Consider the following 10,873-nt stretch of genomic DNA (forward strand, 5'->3'; position numbering starts at 1 on the left):
CTTGTTGATGTCGATTGAACTGCTTCTGCCAATCTTTGAGATCTAACGGCTTGTTCAGAAGCGCTTCGTTTTGGTTCATTTTTTTACTGTCTTTTTATTTCATATTTTACCATGCCTTACAGCGGGAAGGGAGTAATGTTGCCAGAATCACCTACAGTAGCATCTGTAGAAATAGACCCCCCATTATTTGCAGTAATCGATGCTCCAGAAATATTAATATTACGAAGCCCTGCCCATAAATATCCCAACAAACTGACAGAACCCGCTCCATTAAGATCCGAATCAGCTTGGAGAGTTAATGTTCCTCTAGAAGGAACGAAGTAAGCATTTGTATTTAATGTGATGTTATTGGTTGCCGACAGAGTTATATTGCCTTTTAGCTTATTGATATTAGAAACATCAAAAGTTTCGTCATTGCCATCATCAGCATTGATAATAATATCCTCTGGGTCAAACAATATGCTCCCTTGCTTGCCATTAGTAGCATCAACATCCACCTTGCCGACAAAATTCAAGTTCTGTTTCCCAGAAATCTCAACAAAGCCACCATCTCCAGTTTCTATTCCACCACGCACATTGATATTACCGCGAAAGTCAGTATCTCCATCTGACCAAATAATAACTTTGCCACCATCTTCACTGGTAAGCGCATTGGCATTAATATTGGAATATTTATCAACAAAAGTAGATTGAGCATTTGATAGAGTTCCTAAGCTGGTAAGATCAACACCTTGATAGTCTCCACCAATCAGAACCGTGCCGCCACCATTTTCCCCCGAAGCATCGAGATTTGCTCCTCTCAAGCTTACTGTTTTCCCTCTAAAATCAATCTTCCCACCCGTAACGCCTGTAGCTAAAAACTGACCTGTTGCCTGTAGATCGCTAGTTTTACCGCCATTTAACAAAATGCTCCCGCCATTGATGGCTGTAATTTTAGCTTCGGCATCATCAGTATAACTATTACTAAATTCAGCCGTAACATTACTGGCAATAATTGAGCCTTGGTTGATAATATCTTTGCCTTTGAAGAATACTGATTCGCTATAGAATTCACCTTGGATTTGAATCGTATCATCAGAAATAACACCAAACCCCTGATTATATTCTTGGCTTCCAACGATGATGGTGTCTTCGCCCAGTCCACCATCAAAGTTAATCCCAACTACACTTGTACTGGTTGCTCCATCTAGACTTTGCCAAAATGAGGCTGAATTACGATCGCTTGAAAATATGGTTCCATCAATATCAAACTGGTAATAGCCATTACCAGTTATCGTTTGTTTGACGATGTTGTTATCAGAGTTGCCTGCGATCGCCAACCTGTAGTTGCATCAAATTGAATGGACGCTATCTGGCTATGAGAATTAGATTGGGCTGATAATCCATAGAAATTTGGGGTGATATTAACTTGTAAGGATGCTGTCGATAAAAGCAATGATTGAGCAGATCCCACAGACAAATCACTATTTAATCCCAATAATTCCATGTTTTTTGGCTTTTATTTATCTATTAATGGTTTTTAATTTAGAATATTAAGCCTAATTTTGTCAATATGATCTCTATGCGAATATTAGTGTTTAACCATGACATGGAAAAATCTTACGATGTATAACCACTAGCGACCCCAATATTTTTTGTTGAGCATGTTGCCAGACAATACTCTCAACAAAAAAGCCAAAAACTAGAGACTACGCTAAGCGTAGTCTCTAGTTTTTGGCTTTTGAATTACCGTAAGATGTTAATGGCGATCCTAAAGCATTAATATATGAACCTTGGCAAGCGTAATCGTTTCTCCGCTAACAAAATTACCGTCCAATTGCTACGTGAGGGCATTGTCGAGTCAATTCACTCTTGCCAAGCTGCTGTAGTTGATACTAGAGGTCGAATCCTCTCAGCAGCAGGTGATCCCCAGACAACTACCTTTGCCCGTTCTAGCCTCAAACCTATTCAAGCGCTACCCGTCTCGATCACTGGCGCACAGGATCGGTTTAACCTTTCAGAAACCGATCTTGCCATTATTTGCGGTTCGCATCAAGGGACGATCGCACAAGCCCGACAAGTTTTTAGCATTCTTTGGCGATGCGATGTAGAGCCAAGCGCTTTACAATGCCCAGTCCCAGAATGTCAAAAAAGTCCACTTCAGCATAATTGTTCTGGTAAGCACGCGGGCATGATTGCTATCTGCAAACAACAAGGGTGGCAGATTTCCTCGTATATGGATCGCCATCATCCTGTACAGCAACTTGCGCTCAATACAATGGCAGATCTTTTACATATGCCTGCTGCCGAATTTATCTGCGCCCATGATGATTGTGGTGTTCCTACCTATTTATTAGAGATTGGTCAATTAGCGCGACTTTACGCTTTACTATCGGCTCATGATCAATTGCATCTAGAACGTATTACCCGCGCGATGACTAGACACCCTGATATGGTGTCTGGAAATGGACAATTTGATACAGAGCTAATGCGCCTCAGTAATGGTGAAGTTGTCAGCAAGTCTGGTGCAGAAGGAGTGCAATGTATTGGAAGAATTGGCGAAGGATTGGGGTTAGCGATCAAGGTGATGGATGGTTCTAAAAGAGCAAAAAATGCGGTTTCTATCCATTTGTTAAAGCAATTAGGATGGATTAATCCGACAGTTGCTCAAAGTCTCGAAGAATCGTTTCTTTTCGTTGGTAAATATAGCCGTCTAGAAGCAGTTGGTGAGTTGTCACTAGCATAAATAAAGCGTCCCTTAGGGACGCTTTATTAGAGATATAGCTGTCGCCAGTCTTGTTAGGACATAAATCTAGAAGACGAGTTGCGCCGCAACTCGCTTCTTGGGGTTTGAAATGCAAGTGACGACAGCTATAAATTTCAAGAAAATGCACGGCGTTGTATTACTGGAGTACTCTCACTGCATAGCTTTTACGTTTCATAAATGCAAAAATTAGCACTAAAAACGTACATATTCCCGCTAAATAAAGTGGGTAACCATAGGAACTAGGATTATTTTGATTAACAACTAATCCTGCGATTACGGGGCCAAAAGCGTTGGATACACTGAGATAGGAGGAGTTTAGCCCTAAAATTGTACCCTGTTGCTCAGGACTAGTATTCAGAGAAATTAGCGCACTAATCATTGGCTGCACAACTGAGTTCAGTAGCGAAAAGAGAACGCAAACCGCAACAAAATAATATGCATTCTCCCAAATAGGCATTAAAACGAAAGACAGACTACGGATAAATAATCCTAAAAAGAGAATTTGGACTAGTTGCAGATGTTTGGTCATTTGAGCAATACCTAGAGTCTGCATCACTACACCTAATACTCCAAATAAAACAAACATTAGGGTAAGTGCATCGCTATTCTGTTTGAGAACCTGCAAAAAATAGGGTTGGAATGCAAACGTAAATAGAGTGAACGTCATTCCCGTGAGGAAATTGATAATCAATAAAATACCGATTTTCGGCATAAACAATCCTGTAATCAGTTTCTCCAAACCAATGTCAAAGATATTTTGAGCCTTCTGAGCTTTAGTTTTGAGAGTTTCTGGTAGAAGGAAAATTGTGAGGACTAAGGCGATCGCAGCAATCGTTCCCGCAACTAAAAAAGAAGCACCAAAGGACTTGCCCAAAGGTGTATTTAGGGCTGCTTTTTGAGCAAGTAAACTGATTGCTGGCCCCAGAATAAACCCTAACCCAAAGGCAGCTCCATTAATTCCAAAGGCTTTAGCGCGGTCTTCAGGATTAGTAACATCGGAAATAACAGCTTGGGCAACTGAAGCATTACCACCTGTGATTCCGTCAAGAAATCTCGCCAAGAATAGGACTGCGGCACTTCCTGCTGTCCCTGCCATCAGATTGGCAATCACCGTCCCCGCTAAACTTAGTATTAATAGAGGCTTACGACCAAATCGGTCTGATAGTTTACCGATAATTGGTGTAGCAAAAAATTGGGCGATCGCATAAATCGCAAATAGCAAACTGGTCTGAAAATCATCTAATTTAAACTGTCTGCCATAGAGATACAAAACAGGGATCAGAATCGTAAAACTCAGAGAGTTAATAAAAGAAATGAGAGCAATAATCCAAAATTTACGATTCATTCGCTTAGGCGATCGCATATAGTCCTTGTCCATACTACAGTGCTACCACAGACTTTTGTAGCAATTACCGAGTAAACAAACCACAAAGAAATTTTTGAAAGCGTTGCTTTGCAACGCTTTCAAAAATTTCTTTGGTTTGTGAACGAAACACATACCGAAATACAAAATGGCTAAGCCATTTTGTGTTTTAAAACCCTTATTATGTTTTAAAATCCTTATTGGGTTTGGTTTTCAATTCACAAAAGTGTGACAAGAATTTTATGAATTGGTATAAAAACTAAATAAATTTGCGATCGCTATTGCATTCTTGTAGTACGTGTAGTATAAATGTAGTGCGACATAGTTCAAGCGCGTAGAACGCCTCACCTGATTGCCATTGCAATTACTACTCAAGTAATTGTGTGTCAATTGAGAAAGGAGATGCAGCCTCGCGAACTGCTGAATTCCTTTATGCAATGACTTGTCTATATAGGCTGAAGCATTCAGGGTTATTGCTCCAGATGGGTGCTACTTGCTCGCAGGTGGCATCTATTCACAAATTGAAACTCTTATTCAGAATTTCAATTTTGCCTACGGCAAAATTGAAATTCGCTAAACATTGACGGGTAGCTCAGTGGTAGAGCATTGAAAACATCCTTTTTCGTCACTTACCTGCAAAGGTCGCAGATTTAGGGTTATCGCCTGAAACGCCAAGTGTCGAGGGTTCGAGTCCCTCTCCGTCAATTGGGAGTTTGATTTTGAGTAATGTTTTGGAGAGATAGTTATGCGATCTCAATCGAAACTTCTCTTTGCCCAAGATAAAAATGTGTGGTGCGAAGCACCATACGTTAATTCAAGGGACGAATTGGCGAGGGTTATCGCTTTGGTTGCATCACCTCCATGAGGTGATTGGGTTCAATTCCCAAAATCCCTTCCTAAACTAGAAGTTTTGCCTGCTGGTTGCCATCTTTCCTTAACAAAGCAAAAAATCAAAATTCCAAATCGGTAGTCCTAAAGAATTAATGAAGTGTTGCGCGTAGTGTGGCACTTCATTACTCAAAATCGCTACTTCTTTAGCTCTACCCCCAATCTTGGGGTGGATAGTTCAACTGGTAGAACGCACTTTTGCCCGCAAGGGACGCAGACTTTAAGGTTATCGCTTTTAACGATTCCCCCCTTTATGTCGCGAGATGTGGGTTCGAGTCCCATTCCACCCCCTCTAAAAGTTTTTAGCTGTTAGCAATTAGCTTTTAGTTGTTCAAATTCTCGGCAGGTGGCGAAAATTGGTAGACGCAGTTGATTTAAAGCCTTTATGGGAACCCTTGTCTGCAAAGACCGAACTGTAGAGGGTTATCTAGGTTCAATCGATCGCAAGATCCTGTAGGTTCGAGTCCTACCCTGCCGATTCCTTCTCTTTGGTCGAGGCGAAGGAAGTTCTCTTTAACTTTCCCTTACGGGACGGAGAATGTCATGTCTTATAAATTTTTATTTCAGAAACCCAAAGGCACACCTCAAACTCAAGCGATCGCAGGTCGTGAAGCCGAAATGATCCAAGGGCGATCGGGTGGCTTTGCCTTTGATGCGGGTATCTGGCGCATGTTGCGTCGTTGCTTGTTGATTGGTACGGCTCAAAGCACCTACTACGCTGGCAAACACGAATTGTCCGCCGATTTCATCGATACGGTACAGAAATGTGTCGCCGAAGATGCCGATCGCGTGAAGAGCGAAATTCTCTATGCTAGCGATGGTCGTGCGATGAATAACAGCGCTCCCATTCTGGCATTAGTCTTGCTATCGATGGGCGACAGCCAAGCGGCGAAGCGGAACTTCATGGAAATCTCTCCCCAAGTTGTCCGTACTGGTAGCCATTTCTATGAATGGATGAACTACACCAAGTCCATGCGTGGCTTCGGTAAAGTCATTCGTGAAAGCGGTAAGGCATGGCTCTCCAATCCCGACACCAAGGCGCTTGCCTATCAATTGCTGAAGTACCAACAACGGCAAGGCTTCTCGCACCGTGATGCATTGCGTTTGTTTCACGTTAAGCCTGAAACCGACGATCAACAAGCGCTCTATCAATGGGTGGTCAAGGGTTGGGATGAACTTCCTTCAAAAATCCCATCGGATGCGCTAGCGCAAATCTGGTGGTATGAATGGCTAAAGCGTCACCCTGACAAGACCCATGAAGCGATCGCGAAGGGTAAACTCACCCATGAAATGGCGGCTCCCATCGGACAGATGGATGTGCGCGCATGGCAGTTACTCTTTAACGAAATGCCCATCGGTGCATTGTTGCGGAACCTTGGTTCTTTGACCGAACTTGGTGTCTTGACAGCGAAAAACAAGGATAACTTGAAGCGTGTTGCCAATGTATTGAACAATCGCGATCGCTTGAAGAAGGGACGCATTCACCCCATTGATGTTTTGAAAGCTCTCAAGACCTATCAGTCTGGTGGTGCGCTCGGACGTAGCCAAAAGACTTGGCAACCAATTCCTCGCATTGTCGATATTCTGGAAACTGCTCTAGAAATGTCCTTCGATGCGATCGCGCCTACGGGTGCGACTTTCCTCCATGCGATCGATGTGTCGGGTTCGATGGCTTACTACACCGTAAGTTCGATTGGCTTGACCTGCTGCGAAATTGCGGCAACGATGGCTTTGGCGACGGTGAAGGCAGAAACCAACTATGCGATCCGTGGGTTTGCAACCGACTTCCGCGATTTGGGAATCACTAAAAAGGATTCCTTCACATCGGCAATGCAAAAGGCATCGAGCCAAAACTTCGGTGGTACAGATGCATCGGTGGCTTACGATTGGGCGATCAAGAATAAGTTCTATGCGGATGTGTTCTGCTTCTGGACTGATTCGGAATCTTGGGCAGGTCGTCGTCATCCAAGTGAAGCCTTGGCTGAATATCGCCGCAAGGTGAATGCTAATGCAAAGGCAATCTATGTGACCTTGGCTCCCTACAAGCTCTCGTTAGTCGATCCTAAAGACCCTAATTCTTGGGATATGGGAGGGTTCGATCCATCTATGCCCCGTGCGATCCAAATGGTAGCAATGGGTGAAGTCTAAAAAAAAGGAGTCGCTTTGCGACTCCTTTTTTTGTATTTGGGAATTCCTGCGATGTTTGGAGGCTAGGGCTGGCACGGGGGCGCAGCCCCTACATCAGCATAATTAAATCTAAATTTCTTAGGTAGGGGCAATCCCCCCGTGGTTGCCCTTCTCGGCTAGTAACAAGAAATCCCTAATCTACGTTGCGTGTAACATCAATTAGGCAACCTCGGCTGGTTCCCTTGTTTCTAGAGAAAGCCCACCTGCACGGATTCCTTCCATTTCCTCTAATACCTGCAAGTATCTACCAGTAATAATTCTCGCGCCACGTCGATGAGTGAAATAGTTCCATCCCCATTGAACCATTACAAGAAGTTTATTATCAAATTCAATCAGATAATAAACATGCACAAATGTCCAAATAAACCACGCTAACCAACCCTTCAGACGGATAAACTTAAAGTCCACAACCGCTTCATGGCGACCGATTACAGCTAGGCTACCAAAATCCCAATACTTGAATTTTGAGGGTTCCTTTTGCTGAACCTTCGCTTCGATATGATGCGCGACATATTCACCCTGCTGCATCGCCACAGGCGCAACCCCCGGAAGTGGTCGATCGCCTTGGTGTGGATAGTTCGCTAAGTCACCAATGACATAGACATTAGGATAATTAGCGATCGACATATCAGGCTGTACAACCACACGACCAACGCGATCTAGTTCCGCATTCAGGCGATCGCCTAATACTTTACCCATCGGTGAAGCCTTCACACCTGCCGCCCAGAGAATTGTTTGAGCTTGGATTTGCTCAACTTGCTCGCTACATTTGAAAGTAACGACATGATCTTCAATATTTGTCACCATTGCACTAGTTTTGACTTCCACGCCTAACTTCAGTAGGGATTGCTTCGCCGCCTCAGAGAGTTCCGCATGGTAGGGAGGCAATACGCGATCGGTTCCTTCTATCAAGATGATTCGCGCTTTCTTAGTATCAATATTCGTAAATTCATCGCTGAGGGTGCGATGGGCAAGCTCGGCTAAGGTTCCTGCGAGTTCTACGCCTGTTGGGCCTCCACCGATGACCACGAAGTTCATCAATGCTTCTTTAAACTTGGGATCATGGGTCTTTTCGGCTGCCTCAAAGGCACTCAGGATGCGGCGACGCATGTTAATCGCATCTTCAATGGTTTTTAATCCAGGGGCTTGTTCTGACCATTGATCGTTACCAAAGTAATGGTGACTAACTCCTGTCGCCACGATCAGCGAGTCATAGCTTATGTCTAAGTGATTTTTTAATTTAACTACCTGCGCTTGGGGATCAATATCTAGCACTTCGCCCATGACGACGCTGGTATTTTTGTTTTCGGCGAGGACTGCCCGCAATGGTGAGGCGATATCGGCGGGGGAGAGGCTGCCTGTGGCGACTTGGTAAAGTAGCGGCTGGAAGAGGTGAAAGTTACGTTTGTCGATGAGGGTTACTTTAACGGGAACCTTTGATTTGCCTAGCTTTTGGGCGGCATATAGTCCCCCAAAGCCACCGCCAATAATAACAACATGATGGGGTGCGCTTTCATTTTGAGTACTTAGAGACATGGCAAGTTTTTAAGTTGGGTGTGATGATTTTGCTGGTGGCATCTTTTAAAAGTTATTATATATGTAAATAAAAATATCTTTTTGTGTCTTTTTGTTCTGGAACATTTGGCATATGTTGCAATCGTAAGCTGCAAGACGAATATTCCATCAAACCAATTTGTTGCTATATGAGATCGCTGCGAGATCCAAAATGCTAATGTTTAGATTAGTAACCCTAAATACTTGTTATGAATGTATCGGATAAACTGCGATCGCTAACTTATAGCTTAGATATCCAAATGGTTGGGGTATATTTTTGGTGCGGAAATTTTGTGGTTCAGTTCGGTGGTACTGAGGTGGATGATGAGCCTTTTTACTATCCTTTTGTGGTTCCTACTTTTATTGGGTTTGGGTTTGTGCTTCCCAATTATTTTTCGTGGCATACTCCGTTTGATAAGTTTAAGCGCATCGAACAGAAGGTAAATAATGTAGCGGAAGGTTTTGAGACTCGTGCCGTTAAATGAACATCCTGCAATTATTGGCTTACCTCCTTTTACGGTTAAGTCTTTACCTAAACAAGAATTTTTTGCTCTTCTTGAGAGTGCTGGCTACAGTATGAGTGCAACTATGCCTTCAGGTAAACATAATTGTTTGAAGTATCTTTTTTCTCATAAAAAACATAATAGTGTGATGGCTGTCTATAATCCTGCGAATGATAGAATCGTTACGGCTTATCAATTAGACTGAGATTTGCAACGTACAAGTACAAAAAACTATGGTTAATGTACCTTCTCAATACCGTTTGCCAAAGCTCAAGAACGTGTAAATCTAGATCGTCAGGCTAGACTTGAGGCTGAGGCGTTATTACAAAAGTATCATAATCGCTTTGGTGATATCTCTGAATAATCAAAAAGGCGATCGCTGAGCAAGAAAAATTAGTTTCATAACAGGAGCGTCAGAAAAAAGAAAAACTGGCTGCATATCTTTGATTGATTGGCATCAATACTGATGAAATTTGATCTGATTTGTTGTTTTTGGACAGGAGAAGCTCTGAAATGTTGATACAGTAAGAGTGAAAGTACTTGCCATTCATCTGATCATTAGTAAGTAAATTAATTGACTAAAAGTGAGAAAAAATGATTATAGAAATTGTGGATAAGTTGATCGACCGTTGTTTGCAATTGATCAATCATCGCAAGGAGCAAAATCAAGAGATTTACTCAGATTTTATAACTCCAATAATGTCTAGCTTTGAAGAGTTGCATCAAGGTTATGTAGAAAGTTTTAATCTGTATCGTGAATTGATTCAGTCTATAGATTATTTAATGGATTTGAGTCATCCTGTGTTTGAAAGGATTAGAAGGGATAGTTTACTATCTTCCGAGCTTCGAGCGAAAACAGCAGCACTAAACAGTTTTGATAGCGATCCTATAGTTGGTTCTTTTGTCCGTGCAATAACTCTTTATGTCCTTGGTCAAGAACAATATAATGCTGTCATTCTTAATGGCTATCGTCCTACAACTAATGCATCTAGGGAAAGGATCACTATGGGATTGAGAGAGGTAGTTAACTTGTCAACTTCTGATGAGGACAAAAGACACCGTTCTTTAGCGATTATTGATGAAATGATTGTTGAAAAACAAGGTGAACATTTTTACATTATGTCTGAATTTTCAAAATTAAAGGTTAAACTTTTGAACCCAACTCTTAAATCTCGAAATTAGTGTGATCGCAGCTCTCGTAGGGTGCGTTACATTTCATTAACGCACTTTTTAATGACAAATATTTGTGCGTAATGCTCCGCTAATTCACGCTACGAGGTTGGTTATGGGTTTCAATTTTCTTGAGTGCGATCGCCGATCTTGTAGTGCGATCGCTACCCATTTCGTATCTCATGGGATACACTTGAATCATGATTGAAATCCGCCAAACTGAGATCTACTCTAAATGGTTCAAGTCCTTGCGCGATAGCCAAGCCCAAGCACGGATCAACATTCGCATTCGTCGCTTATCGATGGGTAATTCAGGCGACGTAAAACCAGTAGGGAAAGGAGTAGTGCGATTCGTTTGATGGTGAATCACGGTAATCAGTCCGTACATAACCATCAGAGCCAAGTCTCCCAAGACTAGCTTAACTGTCCAGACGATGAAGGTGCAAGCCCTTCCGTCTAAAC

At 42.5% G+C, this 10,873-nt stretch carries 9 protein-coding genes, 3 tRNA genes and 1 pseudogene; 9 read left to right on the forward strand and 4 right to left on the reverse strand.

Annotated elements, in window-relative coordinates:
• Window positions 1-116 precede the first annotated feature (116 nt).
• Together B9G53_RS24990 and B9G53_RS27740 are read right to left on the reverse strand one after the other, a co-directional pair.
• The gene (locus B9G53_RS24990; RefSeq protein WP_094536138.1) at window positions 117-1,319 is read right to left on the reverse strand and encodes a hypothetical protein; all 1,203 of its coding nucleotides are present in this window, start codon (window positions 1,317-1,319) and stop codon (window positions 117-119) included.
• On the reverse strand, window positions 1,271-1,486 hold the full coding sequence (locus B9G53_RS27740; RefSeq protein WP_176453351.1) for a hypothetical protein: 216 nt from the start codon (window positions 1,484-1,486) through the stop codon (window positions 1,271-1,273). The genes B9G53_RS24990 and B9G53_RS27740 overlap by 49 nt, the downstream gene beginning before the upstream one ends.
• 279 nt (window positions 1,487-1,765) lie before the next feature.
• On the opposite strand from B9G53_RS27740, the gene B9G53_RS24995 reads away from it, so the two are divergent.
• Window positions 1,766-2,725 carry an asparaginase gene (locus tag B9G53_RS24995; RefSeq protein ID WP_094536139.1) on the forward strand — a complete coding sequence of 320 codons (960 nt, stop codon included), beginning with the start codon at window positions 1,766-1,768 and terminating at the stop codon, window positions 2,723-2,725.
• Window positions 2,726-2,882: 157 nt separating this feature from the next.
• Here the strand turns inward: B9G53_RS24995 and B9G53_RS25000 are convergent, their stop codons facing one another.
• Window positions 2,883-4,091 (reverse strand): MFS transporter, encoded by a 1,209-nt coding sequence (locus B9G53_RS25000; RefSeq protein WP_094536140.1) that lies wholly within the window; start codon window positions 4,089-4,091, stop codon window positions 2,883-2,885.
• A gap of 599 nt (window positions 4,092-4,690) precedes the next feature.
• On the opposite strand from B9G53_RS25000, the gene B9G53_RS27745 reads away from it, so the two are divergent.
• From B9G53_RS27745 to B9G53_RS25005, 4 genes are all read left to right on the forward strand, one after another.
• Window positions 4,691-4,814 (forward strand) — tRNA-OTHER (locus B9G53_RS27745).
• Between the two features lie 350 nt (window positions 4,815-5,164).
• Window positions 5,165-5,287, forward strand: a tRNA-OTHER gene (locus B9G53_RS27750).
• Window positions 5,288-5,337: 50 nt separating this feature from the next.
• A tRNA-OTHER gene (locus B9G53_RS27755) sits at window positions 5,338-5,475 on the forward strand.
• A 65-nt stretch (window positions 5,476-5,540) separates the two neighbouring features.
• Window positions 5,541-7,145 carry a TROVE domain-containing protein gene (locus tag B9G53_RS25005; protein ID WP_094536141.1) on the forward strand — a complete coding sequence of 535 codons (1,605 nt, stop codon included), beginning with the start codon at window positions 5,541-5,543 and terminating at the stop codon, window positions 7,143-7,145.
• A gap of 198 nt (window positions 7,146-7,343) precedes the next feature.
• Here the strand turns inward: B9G53_RS25005 and B9G53_RS25010 are convergent, their stop codons facing one another.
• Complete coding sequence (locus tag B9G53_RS25010) at window positions 7,344-8,720, reverse strand: NAD(P)/FAD-dependent oxidoreductase (RefSeq protein ID WP_094536142.1); 1,377 nt, start codon at window positions 8,718-8,720, stop codon at window positions 7,344-7,346.
• Between the two features lie 227 nt (window positions 8,721-8,947).
• On the opposite strand from B9G53_RS25010, the gene B9G53_RS25015 reads away from it, so the two are divergent.
• The 4 genes and pseudogenes from B9G53_RS25015 to B9G53_RS29205 all read left to right on the forward strand — a co-directional run.
• Window positions 8,948-9,223, forward strand: coding sequence for a hypothetical protein (locus B9G53_RS25015; RefSeq protein ID WP_094536143.1), 276 nt, complete (start codon window positions 8,948-8,950; stop codon window positions 9,221-9,223).
• Window positions 9,210-9,446, forward strand: coding sequence for a hypothetical protein (locus B9G53_RS25020; protein ID WP_094536144.1), 237 nt, complete (start codon window positions 9,210-9,212; stop codon window positions 9,444-9,446). The genes B9G53_RS25015 and B9G53_RS25020 overlap by 14 nt, the downstream gene beginning before the upstream one ends.
• 389 nt (window positions 9,447-9,835) lie before the next feature.
• Window positions 9,836-10,423, forward strand: coding sequence for a hypothetical protein (locus B9G53_RS25025; protein ID WP_094536145.1), 588 nt, complete (start codon window positions 9,836-9,838; stop codon window positions 10,421-10,423).
• 188 nt (window positions 10,424-10,611) lie between these two features.
• Window positions 10,612-10,755: pseudogene (locus tag B9G53_RS29205) on the forward strand (type II toxin-antitoxin system RelE/ParE family toxin); the annotation flags it as partial.
• Window positions 10,756-10,873: the final 118 nt, after the last annotated feature.

Source organism: Pseudanabaena sp. SR411 (assembly GCF_002251945.1).
Classification (GTDB): Bacteria; Cyanobacteriota; Cyanobacteriia; order Pseudanabaenales; family Pseudanabaenaceae; genus Pseudanabaena.